Annotated in this window: 16 protein-coding genes and 2 pseudogenes; 13 read left to right on the top strand and 5 right to left on the bottom strand. The window is 61.3% G+C overall.

All coding sequences use genetic code 11. The features are described from left to right. Positions 1-36: 36 nt before the first annotated feature. Positions 37-477: pseudogene (locus VOI29_RS12305) on the bottom strand (integrase core domain-containing protein); the annotation flags it as partial. A 427-nt stretch (positions 478-904) separates the two neighbouring features. On the opposite strand from VOI29_RS12305, the gene VOI29_RS12300 reads away from it, so the two are divergent. The 3 genes from VOI29_RS12300 to VOI29_RS12290 all read left to right on the top strand — a co-directional run bounded on the left by VOI29_RS12300 (position 905) and on the right by VOI29_RS12290 (position 3,410). After that, the gene (locus tag VOI29_RS12300) at positions 905-1,693 is read left to right on the top strand and encodes a hypothetical protein (protein WP_323779124.1); all 789 of its coding nucleotides are present in this window, start codon (positions 905-907) and stop codon (positions 1,691-1,693) included. Between the two features lie 104 nt (positions 1,694-1,797). Continuing rightward, positions 1,798-2,535, top strand: a complete 738-nt coding sequence (locus VOI29_RS12295; RefSeq protein ID WP_323779122.1) for a hypothetical protein — start codon at positions 1,798-1,800, stop codon at positions 2,533-2,535. Positions 2,536-2,576: 41 nt separating this feature from the next. Next, positions 2,577-3,410, top strand: a complete 834-nt coding sequence (locus tag VOI29_RS12290; RefSeq protein ID WP_323779120.1) for a trypsin-like serine peptidase — start codon at positions 2,577-2,579, stop codon at positions 3,408-3,410. 435 nt (positions 3,411-3,845) lie between these two features. Here VOI29_RS12290 and VOI29_RS24635 read toward each other — a convergent pair whose 3' ends face one another. After that, positions 3,846-4,772 carry a LysR family transcriptional regulator gene (locus VOI29_RS24635; RefSeq protein WP_416361523.1) on the bottom strand — a complete coding sequence of 309 codons (927 nt, stop codon included), beginning with the start codon at positions 4,770-4,772 and terminating at the stop codon, positions 3,846-3,848. 98 nt (positions 4,773-4,870) lie between these two features. Between VOI29_RS24635 and speB the strand changes: the two genes are divergently transcribed. The 7 genes from speB (at position 4,871) to betA (ending at position 11,706) form a co-directional block, all read left to right on the top strand. Beyond that, positions 4,871-5,842: an agmatinase gene (gene speB, locus VOI29_RS12275; RefSeq protein WP_323779118.1), complete on the top strand. Its 972-nt coding sequence runs from the start codon at positions 4,871-4,873 to the stop codon at positions 5,840-5,842. Positions 5,843-5,844: 2 nt separating this feature from the next. After that, complete coding sequence (locus tag VOI29_RS12270) at positions 5,845-6,627, top strand: SDR family NAD(P)-dependent oxidoreductase (protein WP_323779116.1); 783 nt, start codon at positions 5,845-5,847, stop codon at positions 6,625-6,627. Beyond that, the gene (locus tag VOI29_RS12265) at positions 6,624-7,361 is read left to right on the top strand and encodes an SDR family oxidoreductase (protein ID WP_323779114.1); all 738 of its coding nucleotides are present in this window, start codon (positions 6,624-6,626) and stop codon (positions 7,359-7,361) included. Before VOI29_RS12270 ends, VOI29_RS12265 begins: the two co-directional genes overlap by 4 nt. Then, on the top strand, positions 7,358-8,254 hold the full coding sequence (locus tag VOI29_RS12260; protein WP_323779112.1) for a polysaccharide deacetylase: 897 nt from the start codon (positions 7,358-7,360) through the stop codon (positions 8,252-8,254). Before VOI29_RS12265 ends, VOI29_RS12260 begins: the two co-directional genes overlap by 4 nt. A gap of 58 nt (positions 8,255-8,312) precedes the next feature. After that, on the top strand, positions 8,313-8,477 hold the full coding sequence (locus VOI29_RS12255) for a hypothetical protein (protein ID WP_323779110.1): 165 nt from the start codon (positions 8,313-8,315) through the stop codon (positions 8,475-8,477). Positions 8,478-8,484: 7 nt separating this feature from the next. After that, on the top strand, positions 8,485-9,945 hold the full coding sequence (locus tag VOI29_RS12250) for a purine-cytosine permease family protein (protein WP_323779109.1): 1,461 nt from the start codon (positions 8,485-8,487) through the stop codon (positions 9,943-9,945). Positions 9,946-10,026: 81 nt separating this feature from the next. After that, the gene (gene betA, locus VOI29_RS12245) at positions 10,027-11,706 is read left to right on the top strand and encodes a choline dehydrogenase (RefSeq protein WP_323779107.1); all 1,680 of its coding nucleotides are present in this window, start codon (positions 10,027-10,029) and stop codon (positions 11,704-11,706) included. A 306-nt stretch (positions 11,707-12,012) separates the two neighbouring features. On the opposite strand, the pseudogene VOI29_RS12240 reads toward betA, so the two are convergent. Further along, positions 12,013-12,212 (bottom strand): annotated as a pseudogene (locus tag VOI29_RS12240) (transposase); the annotation flags it as partial. A 300-nt stretch (positions 12,213-12,512) separates the two neighbouring features. Between VOI29_RS12240 and VOI29_RS12235 the strand changes: the two are divergent. Together VOI29_RS12235 and VOI29_RS12230 are read left to right on the top strand one after the other, a co-directional pair. Beyond that, positions 12,513-13,196, top strand: coding sequence for a FadR/GntR family transcriptional regulator (locus VOI29_RS12235; protein WP_323779105.1), 684 nt, complete (start codon positions 12,513-12,515; stop codon positions 13,194-13,196). 37 nt (positions 13,197-13,233) lie between these two features. Then, entirely contained in the window at positions 13,234-13,983 is a 750-nt protein-coding gene (locus VOI29_RS12230) for a sulfite exporter TauE/SafE family protein (RefSeq protein ID WP_323779103.1), read from the top strand. Between the two features lie 286 nt (positions 13,984-14,269). Here VOI29_RS12230 and VOI29_RS12225 read toward each other — a convergent pair whose 3' ends face one another. Both VOI29_RS12225 and VOI29_RS12220 read right to left on the bottom strand, forming a co-directional pair. Next, positions 14,270-15,406 (bottom strand): acyl-CoA dehydrogenase family protein, encoded by a 1,137-nt coding sequence (locus VOI29_RS12225; RefSeq protein WP_323779101.1) that lies wholly within the window; start codon positions 15,404-15,406, stop codon positions 14,270-14,272. Then, positions 15,403-16,578 carry a CoA transferase gene (locus tag VOI29_RS12220; RefSeq protein WP_323779099.1) on the bottom strand — a complete coding sequence of 392 codons (1,176 nt, stop codon included), beginning with the start codon at positions 16,576-16,578 and terminating at the stop codon, positions 15,403-15,405. The genes VOI29_RS12225 and VOI29_RS12220 overlap by 4 nt, the downstream gene beginning before the upstream one ends. Before the next feature lie 85 nt (positions 16,579-16,663). Here VOI29_RS12220 and VOI29_RS12215 point away from each other — a divergent pair. After that, positions 16,664-17,501: LysR family transcriptional regulator (locus VOI29_RS12215; protein WP_323779098.1), on the top strand; the 838-nt coding region annotated here is incomplete at its 3' end.

The following is a 17,501-nucleotide window of genomic DNA, read 5'->3' as shown; positions in this document are numbered from 1 at the left end:
GGTCGATCAGACCCACGATGACTCGGCCTGGCTCTTTCATCCTTTTTTGCAGTTGTTTTCGAACGGCCTGAGGCCTTTCAGCGTCTTCAGGCGGCAGGCGTAGCTATAGGCTGCAATGAACGCATCAATGTTGTTTCCCAACTCGGCATGGGGCTTGTAGTGATACCGCTTGACTGTCGCCTCCTTGATCGTTCGGTTCATCCGCTCGACCTGACCATTTGTCCATGGATGATTGATCTTCGTCCGCCGGTGCCCGATGCCACTATCCGTGAGAACGGTGTGGATCGGGTAGGGCAGAGCCGCGATGAGATTGCATAAGAACTGGGCCGCAGCCATTTTTCCGGCCTTCCTATACAGCTCGACGCAGGCAAATTTCGATGTCCGGTCGATGGCGACGAACAGGTAGATCTTTCCTTCCCCAGAGCGAACTTCCGCAATACCGATACGGAAATATCAAATGGGATAGACCTTAAACTTCAGCTCCCGTTTCCGCCACTTCGCCACCGTCTTGACGTTGATCCCGGGTTCCCGGCGCTGCTGTGAAGAAATTGTCCCATAAAGCGTCCTTCTGATGGTCGCAAACCGGCAGACCACCACCCCCCGCGACTAAACACCCGGCCAACCTCCGAATCCCCGCGCAGCGTCCGGCATGCTGCAGTGCGTGCGGGGACACGGAGGAAACTTGTTCAGGCGGCGGCCAGCGCGCCGGATTTGGCCTTTCGCGGCCGCTTGTTCAGGAAATTTCAGATTTATTTCGGATCGAATTCAGGACTTCTCCCGCCGCTGCCGCCACGATCAACTCCGCCGGATCCGCCTCCGGATCTAAGCTCAACCCAATGCGCGTCAGGACCGGCGAACGCGCATGCGACAGCAGCGCCGCTTGGCGGCGTGCAAAGGAGAAACCATGCTCAATGATCTCACAAAGACCGTCCTCAACACCCCGTTGCCGTCGGACCAGGATCTTGCCAATGTGCTGCTCAATATCCAGGCCGCGCAGGACCGGTCGTCTCCGGCGCTGATCCGCAGCTCCGCGGCGGATGGCATTGCCAGCGCGCAGGTCAATGCGGGGAGCCTGACATCCTTCACCGAACGGCTGTCGGGCCAGAGCAAGAGCGACGTCAAGAATTCCACGCTGTTCGCTCAGCTCGCGTCGGACTACGCTTATGACCGCTATAGCCAGCCGATGGACTGGTACAAGAACTACGCAAACGTTCTGGGTCAGATCGGTTGGAACCAGCCCGCATTCGCCTTTGACACCTACACCTCGGGCGGTTCAACCGTGAAACTGGACGAGGCGGTTCTGAGCATCCTTTCCGCCATCGCCACGGGTGCCGAAGTTGCGATGGTGGCGGCAACGATGCAGGGTCTGAATGACCTTGGCGATGAATCCAAGCAGATGACGATCTGGGATTCCAACGGCAGCAACGGCAACAACGGCAACTTCCAGATCATGCCCGTCGACAAGTTGCCGAATGACGATGTCGTCATGGTTCTGACCGGCATGCAGTTCAACGCATCCACCAGCCATGGCCGGTTCCTGTGGTGGACCTGGTCCAGCACCTCGATCAAGATCCAGCGCGCTGCAAACCGGTTCGTGTTGAACGAGGATGTATACGCCCAGGTGCGCCAGGCCGTGATCGACAAGCTGGGCGATCGCGCCAGCCAGTTGGTTGCCGACATTCCGATCGGCTGAAGCAGAACCGCTGCCCGGCTCCCAAGGCTGGGCAGTCTTTTTGCTTACCAACCCGCATTTGCCTGCCGGCCGAAGCACCAGCCGTCAAACATGGGAGGTTCAATATGAACCGGAAGATGGAAATTCATGGCATTGATCTGCCGGGCATGGCGGTCGCTGCCTCGGCAAGCGCTATGCCGCTGAAACCCGCCTATGGCGCCAGCGACAGCGCCGAGGTCAATGCCAGCACCCTGCTGGCGCTCGACAGCGCGCTTGGCCTGCAGCACAAATCGGATGTGTCTGCCAGCTTGCTGTTTGCGCAACTCGCGGCCACCGCGGCATGCGATAAATTCACCGCGCCGCGCAGCTGGACCGGTAAGGTGCTGGAGGTTCTGTCGGTCGTGGGCTGGTCCGTGCGGGGCGACAAGACCTGCCCGCCTGACAGGCAGCCGATGCCGGTGGACTGGCCAGAAACGACACTGGTCTCCTTCGAGCGCCTTTATGGCATGCAGGCACCGCTGGTCCGGCGAACGATCCAATCCGCCACGGCGCTGCCTGGAACAAGCAGCGCCGCGGAACTGTGGAATGCCGGCACCTACGGCGGCGGACGGGGGCTTTACCTGACCGGCCTGGCGGAACAGGAGGGCGGCGGCGATCCGCGGTTGAGCCTGCTGCTGACCTCTTTCACGCTGAGTGCAGGTGCGCCGGGCATCCTCGATTGGGTGCCGGATGCCGAATTGGTTCCGGAGTTCGCGGTGCTTTCGCTCAACCTCGATGTCTACAGCAAGGTGCGCCAGCAGATCCTCGAAAAGCTGGGCAGCCGTCTCACCACGGATGTCAAGCCGGTCAGCCTCGCAGGCTGACGCGCCATCACCTGCAATTTGAACCCGACAGGAGAAAGAAGATGAACAAGCCATTCAAACCTGACTATCCGGCCGGCGGCCACGTCTTGGGCCAATCCGGCAACACCCGGAAAACTTCCGGCGTTCTGAAGAAACCAGGCTTTCCCCGACAGGGGGTCGAGATCGTATTTCCCCCCGATGAGCGGACCCGGGTGGAGGTGACCACCAGCTACCCCTGGAACACGATCGGCCAGCTCATCATGCAATTCCCGAACGGGGAGTTCTATACCGGGACGGCAACCCTGGTTGACGGAAAACACGTTCTGACTGCTGCGCACAATGTGTTCGGCAATGACATCGGCGGATTCGCGCGGAACGTCTGGTTTGTACCAGCGCGCAGCAACGATGACATGCCTTACGGAATCGCCGAAGCCGAAAAGGTCTTCATCACCGAGGAATATTACACGCTTTCTCCGGCAAATCCGAACCAGACTCCGGACGGCCAGGTCGATGATATCACGCAATACACCGAGGACTACGCCATCGTGCGGCTGAAAGCGCGGCTCAATCTGCCGATTATGGGGCTCTACGCGGCAAGTGATACGGAGCTGTCCGGAGCCTCGGCACGGATTACGGGCTATCCGGGCGACAAGCCGAACGACTATATGTGGACCGCCGCCGGCCCGATTTCCGCACCGGATGAAGAATTCATTTTTTACCGGATCGATACCTATAAGGGCGAAAGCGGCGCCGGCGTGATGTTCGACTTCAACTTGCCTGTCGGGCTGACGGTGTCGGGGGTTCACGTTGCGGGCGACGCCGATCTGGCCACAAATTTTGCCGTGCGCCTGAACAGCCAGAGAATTGGCCAAATTCTGAAATGGATGAATGCGTGACAAGGAACCGTTTTCCGGGCGCCTAACAAGCCCCGTTTACACATCGGGAGTAGAACCTTTTTGACAATAGCGGCTGGCGCTGCCTGTTTGAGACCTGCCGGATCAGCCCCGGCGCCATCGCTATTATGTGATCCCGAAGTCCCGCAAACCCTGCGTGCTGTTCATTGATGAAATTGACAGCTCCGGATCCCGCGCGACAACGGCGGCCACAAACATTCCTATCGCCGACTGGTGATCAACGAGTTCCTGCGCCCGTGCCCTGCTGTAAGCCTACAGCCACCCGCTGCGGCGCTCGTTCCGGATAACTCCCTGCCGGAAATAGTTTGCGGTCCAATGCCGTCCCCGAAGCAAACCTCCCGGCGCCCCGTGCGGCGCCGGACGACGTTGTCTGGAAGCTCCGCAAGAGGCCCTTCAGGTGCAGTTCGGAATTGCTGTTCATGAATCGGCCTGGCAGGAAAGAATTGCCTTCGCCAGCAGGCTTGCCGCGCGTGAAGGGCGTTTGCGCGGGTATACGATTTGAAACGTGTCATTGAACGTGACCCGGTCCTTGGCAAGGGTGCGCAAACGGCCGCGTTGCACTTCCGGACCCGCGTAATGATCAGGCAGAAATCCGATAAAGGCCCCGGACAGGATGAGAAGCAGCGTGCTTTCCATATGCGCGGCTACGGCGTGCCAATTGAAGCCGATGCCGCAGATCGGTCCTTGCGGCATATACGTGCGTCCGGCGAAATCCTGCCGGGCGAGAACCGCATCCGTCAGAGTATCTTCCTCCACTGAAAACAAGGGGTGCCGGCAGCTGCAATACAGGTTTTGGCGTTCTTCAAAGACATCGACAGCCTGCATCTGCCCCAACTGACGCTGTGACGGCATCAAAACGGCCTGATACCGGCCGTTCAATATGCCTTGCGACAGGACTTGCGGCGCTGCAATGTCGATCGACAGCCGCACCTGGGGAGCAAGTTTTGCAAATTCCTCGATGGCTCGGTCCAGTCTCAGGCTTCGGTTGGTGTGCATGGCATCAACCGTCCCGAAGCTCAGATCCCCGGACAGTTCCCCCTGCGCTTCGCTGACTGCATTTTGAAACCGGTCGATGGAGCCGAAAAGGTCAAGCATCGCCGAATAGATTTGGCGGCCTTCCTCGGTCAGGTAAAACCCGCCGCGGCCGCGTTCGCACAGCCGCATGCCAAGCCGCTCCTCAAGATGCCGCATGTGCGCTGATATCGTTGCCTGCGTCATGCCGAGGTTTACCTGTGCGGCCGAAAACCCGTTGGCATTCACAATCTCAGCAAAGACCCTCAGCAGGCGCAAATCAACATCGGCAAGGCTGTGAGGCTGGGATGTTTGAGGCGCAATTTTTTCCATACATAGAGATTACCATAACTGAGCTTAGAAACATACGGATTTGAATGGGAATAAATCGGTGCTTTGCTGATCCCGTCCAATTTGGAGGGGAGAATAGCATGTCCGATAACGCCTATGACCGGGGCCGCCTAAACTTGCCATTCGTTGGCATCAGTACCTTTGGAAAATACCCGTATACAGCAGACTGGGACCGCATTGACGCCGATGTCGCGATCCTCGGTGCGCCGTTCGACTTTGGTACGCAGTGGCGCGCCGGCGCGCGGTTCGGGCCACGGTCAATCCGCGAAGCTTCGACATTGTTTTCGTTTGGCCATGGCGGCGCCTATGACCATGAGGACGATGTCACTTACCTGCCGGCGGAGAAGGTCCGGATAGTCGACATCGGCGACGCTGATATTATCCATACCGATACTGAAAGAAGCCACGCCAATATCGAATTTGGCGTCCGCAAGATCCTCCAAGCAGGCGCGCTGCCAGTGGTCCTGGGCGGCGATCATTCCGTCAACATCCCCTGCATCAATGCCTTCGAGGAGGACTGTGCCCGGAACGGCCCGATCCACGTCGTTCAGATTGATGCGCATCTCGACTTCGTCGATGAACGCCACGGCGTGCGCTGCGGCCACGGCAACCCGATGCGCCGCGCCGCCGAGAAGCACTATGTCAGCGGCCTGTCGCAACTTGGTATCCGCAATGTTTCCTCGACGGCGCGCGATGGTTATGAGGCCGCGCGTGCCATGGGCTCGGATATTCTCTCGGTCCGCCAGATCCGTTCGCTGGGTGCAGAGGCCGTGCTGGCCCGGATCCCCAAGGGCGAACGCTATTACGTGACAATCGACATCGACGGGTTCGACCCGTCGATCGCTCCCGGCACGGGCACGCCCTCGCATGGCGGCTTTATCTATTACGAGGTGCTGGAAATTCTCGCCGGCCTTGCCGAACGCGGTACGATTGCCGGGGTCGACCTTGTCGAGGTTGCGCCGGATTACGACCATACCGGCGGCACGGCAATCCTGGCGGCCCAAGTGCTGATGAACCTGATCGGCCGCATCATGCATGCGCGGGAGGTCTGAAAATGGGCAAGCTCTGCTATGATTTCACCGGCGAGCAGGTTCTGGTCACTGGCGCAAGCCGCGGTATCGGCTTTGCCGCCGCCAGAGCCTTTGCCATGGCCGGTGCCGAGGTGACGATCTTGTCTTCAGGCGCCGGCATCCATGCCGCCGCTGATGCCATTGCCACAGAAAGCGGGCGGCCTTGCCGGGCGCTCGAAGCTGACATCACCGACAGCGCCTCGGTGAAAGCGGCGCTGGCGCCGCTCGACCGGATTGACGTGCTGGTCAACAATGCCGGGCTGGAGCGCATCACCCCTCTGCTCGACCCCGACGCCGCGGTCGAGGAAACTTTCCGCCGCATCACAGACATCAACGTGAACGGCACCTTTTACGTCACCCGCCACGCCGTGCCGAAAATGCGCGATGGCGGCAGTATTATCGTCACCGCTTCGATCTGGAGCCGCACCGCGGTGCCGGAATTTGCAGCCTACGTCGGCTCGAAGCACGCCAACTTGGGTTTCACCCGTGTGATGGCAAAGGAACTCGGGCCGCGCGGGATCCGGGTAAATGCGGTTTGCCCGGGATGGGTCCGGACCGAGGCAGCGATGCTGTCGTTGACAGAGATGTCGCAGCGCACCGGCCGCAGCGAAGAGGATCTGTTGTCCGAGATCACTGCCGCGCAGATCCTGCCGGGGTTGCTGGAACCTGACAATATTTCTGCGGCCTACCTGTATCTCGCCTCTGATGGGGCGCGGGATATCACCGGTCAGGCGGTCATGGTTGACCGCGGCGAGGTGATGGCATGACGGCGCGTGTCCTTATCACCGGCGCTCAGCGCGGTATCGGCGCGGCTGCGGCCCTGGCCTTTGCAGGGCAGGGCGTGCGTTTGGCGCTTGCCGATCTCAGCGCCCCGGGCACCACTGCTGAAGCGGCCGGTTCGCATGGCGCGGCCGAGGTCCATGCGCATGCCTGCGATGTCTCCGATGCCGCGGCAGTGGCTGCGCTGGCTGACACCGTTCAATCTGCCTGGCGCGGGCTTGATGTGCTGGTCCACTGCGCCGGAATCATTCACGAGGCTCCCCTTCTGGACACGCCCGTGGCGGACTTCGACCGTGTGATTGCCGTAAATCTTCGCGGCAGCTTTTTGGTTGGCCAGGCAGCAATTGGCCTGATGACCCCGGATGCGGCCGATCCGCCCCGCGTTATCCTGATCGCGTCCGACATGGCCTATTACGGGCGCGAGACTTTTTCACCTTATGTCGCCTCCAAACACGGTGTGCTGGGGCTCGTGCGCAGTTGGGCCAAGGAATTTGCCCCCGGCATTCTGGTCAACGCCATCTGCCCCGGGCCGATCGATACCGAAATGCTGGGCGCAGCGCATATGAGTGCTGAATGGCGGGCAAAGGAACTTGCCATTCCGCTCGGCCGCTTTGGCACCCCCGCGGAGATTGCCTCGGTGGCGGCCTTCCTCGCCGGCCCCGGCGGCCAGTATTTCACCGGCCAAGGGATTGGCCCCAACGGCGGGAGCATCATGCCATGATCAGCAACCCTATCCCCTGGCCGGGCGGTGCGAAATGCGCGGCCTGCATCACTTTCGACATGGACGCTGACAGCCTGATCCATCTGGCGCACCCAAACGACGGCCACAGCCGTACTGCAGCGATTTCCATGCTCCGCTACGGGCCGGAAATTGCCATTCCGCGCATTGTTGAAAGCTACCGGCAGCTCGGCATCCGCCAGACCTTCTTCATCCCGGCCTGGTGCATCGAACAATACCCCCGGGCGGTCGAAGCGATCCTGGAGGGCGGGCATGAGATCGCCCATCACGGTTACCTGCACGAGCATCCGCGTGAACTGTCCGCAGAGGAGGAGGCCCATTGGCTTGACCGGGGCATCGACGTCATCGTCAAGGCAACCGGCAAACGCCCGCGCGGCTGGCGTGCGCCGCTTTACAATTTCTCGCACCGGTCGGCGGATCTTCTGGCAGAGCGGGGCTTTGTCTATGACGCCTCGCTGATGGGTGACGACCAGCCCTATATGCTTGAATCCGCGGCGGGGCAGCTGGTGGAACTGCCTTCGCATTGGGGATTGGACGACTGGCCGCAATACGTTCAGTCGATGGATCTCGACTACATGATGCCGATCCGCGCGCCGCAAGAAGGTTTCAAGATCTTCTCGCAGGAATATGACGCGGCATGGCGCCACGGCGGGCTTTGGGTTCCCGTTGTGCACCCCTTTGCCACCGGACGCCTGGCGCGGTGGGAAATCATGCACCGGTTTATTGAAGAGGCTTTGGACCGCGGTGATGTGTGGTTCGCACCGATGGAGGAAATCGCGGCCCATGTCCAGGAAGTGGTGCAAAGCGGAGCCTGGAGGCCGCGCATAGACAGGCTGCCGCATTACACGGAACCCGTCCAGGCCCGGAAAACCTAATGGATACGTAGGGAGCGTAACCGCAGGCCGAATTGGCCTGCCACCAAGGGAGGTAGAAATGAACGAACATACTGAAGAATGGCTCGCCGAGATTGACCGGCGCGCCGCAGTCTATGACCAAATCGGGGAAGGCGGCAAAGGCCGCATGACCGCGATCGATTATCTCGGGATAGCCGCACTGACATTGGCGCTGGCCGCCGTTTTCTGGATGTGGGGGACCTGAGATGACAATGGAAACAACATCAGAAAATTTTGGCGCGGATCCCGCTGCCGGTGAATCCAACGGCTATGCTGCGGCAGCCGAACGGGGCGATGCGCCGCTGCTGCCTTCGGAACGGCTGTGGGGGTTCAAGGAATTCACCTTTGCCAATTCGGCGCTGGCAATTGCCACCTGGGCCTTCCTGATCGGCGGTGCGGTTGGTTTGTTTGTCGGCCCGAAGGAAGGGATCGCGGCAATCGTGATCGGCAATATATTCGGTGTGGTTCTGACGGCACTGGCCACCACAGTCATGACCGGTCGCTACGGTGTCGAACAGTTCACCGCCCTGCGCAGCCAGTTCGGCTACAACGGCAGCCGCCTTGTCTATCTGCTGGCCGTCATCGTGCTGACCATGGGCTGGCTGGCGGTGCTGGCAATGATGTTCGGCCGTTCGATTGACGGGCTGACCGCACTGGCCAGCGGCGGCACGGCTTCGCCTATCGGCATCAAGACGGCCATCGCCGCAGTCGGCGCGATCCTGCTGACCTGGTACATCGTCGCCCGCGGGCCGACCTCGATCAAAGTCTTCAATATGATCGTTTCGCCTGCGCTGGTGCTCCTGATGGTGGGTATGCTGTGGCTGATCTTCCGCCAGCACTCCTTTGCCGAACTGATGGCCATGGAGGCGCTCGACCCGCCGTTCGAAGACAGCAACCTGAACTTCATCATTGCGATTGAGGTCAATATGGCGGCCGGCTTCTCCTGGTGGCCCTACATCGGCAACCTGGCGCGGCTGACACGCAATGAGCGGACGGCCTTCTGGCCCAACCTTGTCGGCATTTTCGGCGCCGCCGTTCTGGGCGAGATCGTGGGCCTGCTGGCAGCGGTTTCTCTGGGCGACAGCGATCCGACGATCTGGATGACAACGATTGCCGGCGTTGGCGTCGGTGTGGCGGCCCTCGGCTTCATCGCCTTTGCCAACATCACCTCAATGGCCAATATCCTCTATGCTGCAAATGTCGGGCTGCGGCAGGTCGGCACTGCCGGCGTGCGCCGGATCGGCTGGGGCACGCTGCTGTTCGGATTCTGCATTGTGCCGCTGCTGCTGGCCGTGGTCTTTCCGCAGATCTATGACGGGTTCTTCATTTTCCTGGTCTGGACGTCGGCGCTCAATTCGGCGCTCGCAGGGATCGGCATCGCCGACTACTTCTTTCTGCGCCGCCAGCGGCTTGACCTGCGGGCGCTGCATGGCAAACAGAAAAATGGCGCCTACCAGTTCCTGGGCGGGTTCAACCCGATTGGGCTCTTTGCGCTGCTGGTGGGTTTTGTCACCTATGTGTGGCTCTTCAACCCGCAAACGCTCGATAACGTCGAGGCCTTCCGCTACCTCACGGCATCGCTGCCGTCCTGCGCGATGGCCGGGCTGGTCCACTACGTGCTGACCCGCTTGCTGGCCAACCGGCCGGGCTGGGGAGAGTACCCCAAGAACTGACCAATATCCGGCAGGTGAAGCTTCGTTTGCCTGCCGGCCGCCGCAAGGCTGCAATCTACTTACAAGAACGGAAGGTGTCCCATGGCTCAGTCCTACGACTATATCATCATTGGCGCAGGCTCGGCTGGATGCGTGCTGGCGAACCGGTTGAGCGAAGATCCCAAAACGCGCGTTCTGGTGCTGGAATTCGGCGGATCGGACAAGTCCATCTTCATTCAGATGCCAACCGCGCTGTCCATCCCGATGAATGGCACCAAGCACAACTGGCGCTATTACACACTGCCCGAACCGGGTCTGGACGGGCGCCAGGTGCATTGTCCGCGCGGCAAGGTGCTGGGCGGGTCATCTTCGATTAACGGTATGGTTTACATGCGCGGCCATGCGCGCGACTTCGATGAATGGGAAGAACTTGGCGCCAAGGGCTGGGGTTACGCCAACTGCCTGCCCTATTTCCAGCGCGCCGAAAGCTGGAAAGGCGGTGGCGACGAATGGCGCGGGGACACCGGCCCGCTTGCCACAAATGCGGGAAATGAAATGGAAAACCCCCTGTACCGCGCTTTCGTCGCGGCAGGGCGCGACGCGGGTTATGTCACAACTGAGGATCCGAACGGCCACCTGCAGGAAGGGTTCGGCCCGATGCACATGACCGTGAAGGACGGCCGCCGCTGGTCCACTGCCAATGCCTATCTGAAACCGGCGATGTCCCGGCCGAACCTGACCGTCGTGACCCATGCCATGACGCGGCAGGTGATCCTGGAGGGCAAGCGCGCGGTAGGCGTAGAATATGAACGCGGCGGTCAGCGCCACGTTGAATACGCCTCGCGCGAGGTGCTGATATCCTCCGGCCCGATTGGCACGCCGCATCTGCTGCAGCGGTCGGGAATCGGCCCGGCAGAGGTGCTGCGCAAGGCCGGGGTCGATGTGCAGCACGATCTGCCCGGCGTTGGAGAGAACCTGCAGGATCACTCCGAAGTCTACATCCAATACGCCTGCAAGGAACCGATCACGCTGAATGGCAAGATGGGGCTCTGGAGCAAGTTTCTGATCGGCGCGGAATGGATATTGTTCAAGCGCGGCCTGTCGACCACCAACCATTTCGAAAGCGGCGGTTTCATCCGTTCGGATGCCTCCTTGGAATGGCCCGATATTCAATTCCATTTCCTGCCTGCGGCGATGCGCTATGATGGCAAAGAACCGCTGAAAGAGCATGGTTTCATGGTGCTGACCGGGCCCAATAAACCCAAAAGCCGGGGCCATGTGCGGCTGCGGTCCACCGACCCCTACGAGCAGCCCGATATCCTGTTCAATTACCTCGACCGCGAGGAGGACCGGGAAGGGTTCCGCAGGTGCCTGCGGCTGACGCGGGAAATCATTGCCCAGCCGGCCTTTGACAGATACCGCGGCGAGGAGATGGCGCCGGGCAAGGACGTCCAGACGGATGACGAGATCGATGCCTGGGTGCGGGAAACGATGGAAAGCACCTATCATCCCTGCGGCACCTGCCGCATGGGTGAGGATGGAATGGCTGTGGTGGACAGCGAGCTTAAGGTACACGGAATAGACGGGCTGCGCGTGATCGACAGTTCGGTTTTCCCAAGCGAGCCCAACGCCAACCTGAACGCGCCGACGATCATGCTGGCGGAACGCGCGGCGGACATGGTGCGGCAGCGCCCGCTTCTGCCGCCATCGAATGCTGCGGTTGGCTCTGCCCCAGGTGTAGGCCAGAGCCAGCGCAGCAGGGAGCCATTGCGCAAGATCTGACAGGAGGGTTGGCCTTGCACAGTCCCAATGCCAACCGCCAGCGATTATAGTCGACCGCAAATGCATACAGTTTGGAGGCGAAAACGCATAGGTTCGGCAGCGGCGGCCGGAGCGTGATGTAACGGCGCATGCGGTTCCGCAGCCGGCCACGCAAGCTCCCCGTGGTGTTCAGCGCCGAGGAAGTAGCGGCACTGCTGCGGGTCGCGCCAGCTCCACCCCGCCTTCAGTTCGGCCAAGCAATAAGCCGCTGTCCGCGTTTGGTCCGGGAACAATGGCAAATGCGGAGGGCAAGAAGCCGGGCAGCACGCTGCACCGTTTCCAACGGTTACAAAGCATTCAGCGGGCCATAGGCAGGGGTGCGTCGCGCCAAGGTAAGCCATTGCGGTTGATGAAGATAATCCCGCTCAGCATACGCTGATCATCGACACGAGGCTTGCAATGGGGCTTGGGAAAGAAAGGTTCCAAACGCGCCATCTGCGCGTTGCTAACCAGAAAGGATCAGACATGTTCAGCGCTCGATTTTCGAACCGTGAATCACGCAGACCGACGGAAATCAAAGGGTCCTGATCCTAAGAGGTCAGACGTATTTGGTTGTTGCCCGGTGCCCGGGCCAATCAAGCTTGGTCACCGGAGCTGTTTCGTATTCCGAAGTGTTGGAGGCAGACAGTAGATTTCTCATGTGCCGCCAGGCGCGCAGGTGCCGAAGGGGATTGAATTCCTGCTCACTACGTTGCCCTCCTTTAAAGTGACTTCATTTCCGGCAGCGAATAGATTGGACCGCAAACTGGTCTGAAATGGAGGCGTGTATGGGGAGACGTGTCAAAACCGTCTTGGTTGATCTTCGTCAGGCCATCGACAAGCTCGCACCCGTGACCGGGGATCGATTGCCGCCAGAGCGTGAATTGCGGGGCATTCTGGGGTGTAGCCGGGAAACCCTTCGAGCTTGTTATGCGACCCTCGAACAAGAGGGCGAAATCTGGCGTCACGTCGGACAGGGGACATATCGAGGCCATCGTCCGGTCCATATGCCTCTGCGCGATACGCTGCTAGTCGAGGGGGCTACGCCACCGGACCTCATGCAGGCGCGCTTGTTGCTTGAGCCGCAAGTGGCCGCTGTGGCGGCTTTGCGCGCGGATGAATCAGATGTTGCTCATTTGCGTGCAAAGGTTGGTGATGGCCGCGGCGCGCGGGACAGCGCAGCGTGCGAACAGGCTGATAATGCGTTCCACTGCGCCGTCGCCGAGACGTCGCGCAATCCGGTGCTGACCGGGTTTCTGATTTACGTGTCAGGCGCGCGCCGCCGTGTTACATGGCAACGGGAATGGGACCGCACCTACCGCAGCATCGCCCCTGACGAGTTTCAGACGATCCACAGTGATCAGCATGACCGGGTTGTCGACGCAATCGCGGCAGCGGACCCAAGCGCTGCGGCAACTGCGATGACAGACCATTTGAAGACCATCGAGGCCGCCATGCTGGACAAGGATTGAAAATGCGGGGCAGCTCAATACCCAGAGGCCACGCGAGATGACAGTCCCCGGCGACCTTTCATTTCTAGTTTTTGCCGGGCTGATTGGCGGGCTTGTCAATGTCGTGGCCGGTGGATCCAAGCTGTTTGTATTCCCGATGCTGTTGGCAGCCGGTCTGCCGCCTCTTGTCGCTAATGCGACCGCGACGGTAGGGCTGTGGCCTGCCCAATTTCCCGGTGTTTGGGTGTTCCGCAGATCTCTTGCCGCTGACCGGAACGGGCATGTTCTGGACACCATCATTGCCGCCGCTGGCGCAGTTACCGGTGCAGTGCTGCTCTATGCCTTGGGTGAGGCCGCTTTTCTGTCAATTGTTCCGGGGTTCCTTCTTCTAGCTGCCGTCGCGATCCTCTTAGGAGACCAGTTGTCAAAGCTGGGGCTGCGTTTGGCAGGCAGGAACAGAACCGTGGCGCGCGTGATGTTTCTGTGCACAGGCGTCTATGCCGGATACTTCGGCGCGGGATATGGGTTCCTGATCGTGGCTGCAGTGTTCCTGACGGGCGAGGGTTCCATTCACGTCGCGACAGCCCGCAAGAATTTCATATCGCTGGGAGCGAATACAGCTGCGGTCGTTCCGTTATCCCTGACTGGTCTAGTTGCCTGGGATGCAGCGATTACAGTGCTGATCAGCGGCCTTGCTGGCGGTGCGATTGGCGGTAGAGTAATCACATACTTGCCTCAAAAGCTTTTGAAGCGGATCATCGCCGCGTGCGGAATCTTTCTGGCTGTGAGTTTTTTGTTCCGGTCCTAGAATGACACCACGACGAAGACTTGTGCCACGGACCGTTGACGAAACCGGCATTGCCTGAAGTCCCTTTTCGGCCGCGGTCACAGAAGATGAGGTTCATGCCGTATCAGTACCGAAGGTCACCGGCGTTGTGCTCGCTTACCTTCACCATGGCTGGTTGCCTATTGCGCTTTGCCATCCACAGGCGGGTTCACGGGCCGCTTGCCGCTTTCAGCCCCGCTGATGAAATAGGCAGGGCAAGCTGCGCTTTGCAACGGCGCAGCCTGCATGGTTTGTGCGGTTTGAACGGCTACTTCAGCATGCCGCGGGCAATGATTGTGCGCTGGATTTCCGAGGACCCTTCGTAGATCCGGAAGATCCGCAAATCGCGCAGGTAGCGTTCCAGCGGGAAATCGCGGGTGTAGCCGTAACCGCCGTGGATCTGCAGCGCCCGGTCGGCAATACGCCAGGCGGCTTCACTTGCATAAAGCTTGGCAAAGGCCGAGTCCGAGGAATACCGCTCGCCGGTGCCCCGCTTGCGGGCGGCTTGCAGTCCCAGTGCCCGTGCTGCCGCCAGTTCGGTGGCGCTGTCGGCCAGCATCCATTGCAGCCCCTGGAAGTTGCCGATCGGCTGGCCGCCGACCTCGCGTTCCTTGGCATAGGACACCGCCGCATCCAGCGCCGCACGGGCGATACCGGTTGCCTGCGCGGCCACCTCGATGCGGCCATTGTCCAGCACTTTCATTGCGGTGCGGAATCCGGTGCCTTTCGCACCTATCCGGTTTTCGGCAGGGACATGGCAGTCAAAGCTGACCGGGAACACATGGCCGCCGCGCAGCCCCATGGTTTCCTCATGCCTGCCAATCTCCACCCCATCCGTTTTGCCCGGTTCGACCGCAAAGGCGCTGACCCCGCGGGCGCCCGCGGCGCTGTCGGTCTTGGCATAGACCACGATGAAATCCGCCGCGCCCGCATTCGAGATGAAGCATTTTGAGCCTTTCAACCGGTAGCCTTCGCCCTCGCGGGTGGCGGTGCTGCGCATGTCGGCCGGATTGGAACCAGCCTGCGGCTCGGTCAGCGCAAAGGCGCCAAGCGCCTCCCCTGCCGCCGCTGCCGGCAGCAGGTGCTGTTTCAGCGCCTCATCCGCGCCCAGCAGCAGCGAATCCGTGGCCAGGAAATGCGCCGTCAGCATCGACGCGGTCGAGCCGCAGGCCCCGGCGATGGCCTCCACCGCGCAATAGAGTGCAGGCCCGGACAGGCCAATGCCGCCATAGGCTTCGGGCAGGTTCATGCCCATGATGCCCATCGCCGCCATTGCCGGACGGTGCAGGGTGGCAAACTGCCCCTTTGCGTCGATCGCGGCCGCGGCAGGTGCCAGAACCTCGTTCGAAAACCGTTCGATCTGGCCGATGACGGCCTGCTCATCACTGTTCAGATCACTGTTCATTTGGTCTCTCCTTCCTGCAGCTGTTGCAGAATTTCATCCGTATGCGCCCCCAGTTCCGGGGCTGCCTGCCGCCCGCCGCGCGGCGCGCCGCTGAAATGCACTGGCTGTTCCGGCACGCTGAGAGCGCCGAGCGAGGGATGGGTGACCGGCGTTGCCAGGTCCCGCGCCTGGGCCTGCGGCGATGTCCAGGCCTCGGGCACCGAACACAGCGCCGCTGCCGGTATGCCCTCTTCCGACAGTACCGCAACCACGCTCTGCACCTCACGGTCGGCGGCCCAGTTTTCGATAGGCTGGGCCAGCGCCGGTTCATTCTGCCGCCGCAAGCTGTCGCTGGCGAAACGCGGATCAGCCGCCAGTTCCGGCGCCCCGATGGCCGCTGCGAATTTCGCAAACAGCCGGTCGTTCAACACCGCGACGGTGAAACAGCCGTTCTTGGCGGGATAGGTGCCAAACGGTGCCGACAGCGCGTGCTTGCTGCCCGTCCGCTTCGGTGTCTCTCCGGCCATCAGCGCCCGGCAGGCCAGTACCGGCATCATCGACACCAGCGAGTCGTAAAGCGCCAGGTCGACATGCCGCCCCCTGCCGCTGCGGGCGCGGTCGAACAGCGCCACCATCGCCCCGAAGGCCGCGAACATGCCGCCCGCCACATCGGCAAAGGCATCCCCGGCCATCATCGGCGGGCCGTCCTCGGCGCCGGTCACATCCATCAGCCCGCTCATCGCCTGGATGATGATGTCATAGGCCGGCAGCATGCGGTTCGGACCAGTCTGGCCGAACCCGGACACCGAGACATAAACCAGTTCCGGACAGGCTGCGCACAGGTCTTCCGCGCCCAGCCCGAAACGGTCCATCACGCCGGGGCGGAAGTTTTCAATCAATACATCGCTTTCGGCTGCCAGCGCCCGGGCCGCCGCGGCGCCTTGTGCCGATTTCAGGTCCAGAACGATGGATTTCTTGCCGCGGTTCACCGACTGGAACAGCAGGCTTTCGCCCGCCCTGAACGGGCCGATGTGGCGGTAGTCATCACCCGAAGGCGGCTCCACCTTGATCACTTCCGCGCCCAGGTCGGCCATCAGCGCGGTGCAGTAGGGACCGGCCAGAACGCGGGAAAAATCCAGCACCCGGATCCCCTCCAGCGGTCTGCGGCCTGCGGTCTTGTCATTGTCGGACATGCATCCCCCATCAATTGCTTGCTGCAGGATAGCGTCCGCTAGGTTATATCAGGAAATAGATGATTCATATAAAGGGTATTCCAATTTGAATATACCATTGACCTTCCGCCAGGTCGAAATCCTGCTGGCGGTGGCCGACACCGGCAGCACCGCGGGGGCAAGCCGCGCGCTGAACACCTCGCAGCCCTCGGTGTCGCTGGCCATCGCCCGCTGCGAGGAGGTGTTCGGCCAGAAGCTCTTTGTCCGCATCCCCGGCCGCGGGATGGAGCTGACACCGTTCGGGCAGCACAAGATTGCGCAACTGCACGAACTGGAGAAACAGGCGCGCTGGGTGCTGAGCGGCGGCGAAGGGACGCCGGAGTTCCTGAACCTCGGGGTGTTCTCCACCCTCGGCCCCCGCTATGCGCCGCAGCTGGTGCGCCGCTTCATGGAGACCCGTCCCGACGCCGAGATCCGCATCCTCGAAGGCGACCTGCAAACGCTGTTCGACTGGCTTAGCGAAGGCCGGATCGACCTCGCGCTGCTCTATGTTTTCGGGGTCCCGTCCGATTTTGCGATAACCCCGCTGATGGCCGCAGAACCCTATGCGCTGCTGCCCGAGGGGCACCGGCTGGCAGGGCAGCCCCGCGTCAGCGCCGAAGATCTGGCGCAGGAGCCGATCATCCTGATGAACCTGCCGCACAGCCGCGGCTATTTCCTGTCGCTGCTGCAGAATGCCAGAACCCCGGTGCGGGTGGCCCATGAGACCGGCTCGATCGAGATGCTGCGGTCGATGGTGGCCAACGGGTTCGGCGCCGGCCTGCTGGCCACCGACCTGCCGGACGGGATGTGCTATGACGGCAATCGGGTTGTCCGGGTGCCGCTCTCCGGCCATCCTCCGCTGCACCAGATCGCCCTCGCCCACCGCGGCGCCGCGCTGAAAC

The organism is Leisingera sp. (assembly GCF_034669605.1).
GTDB lineage: Bacteria > Pseudomonadota > Alphaproteobacteria > Rhodobacterales > Rhodobacteraceae > Leisingera.
This window is presented reverse-complemented; position numbering and strand designations above follow the sequence as displayed.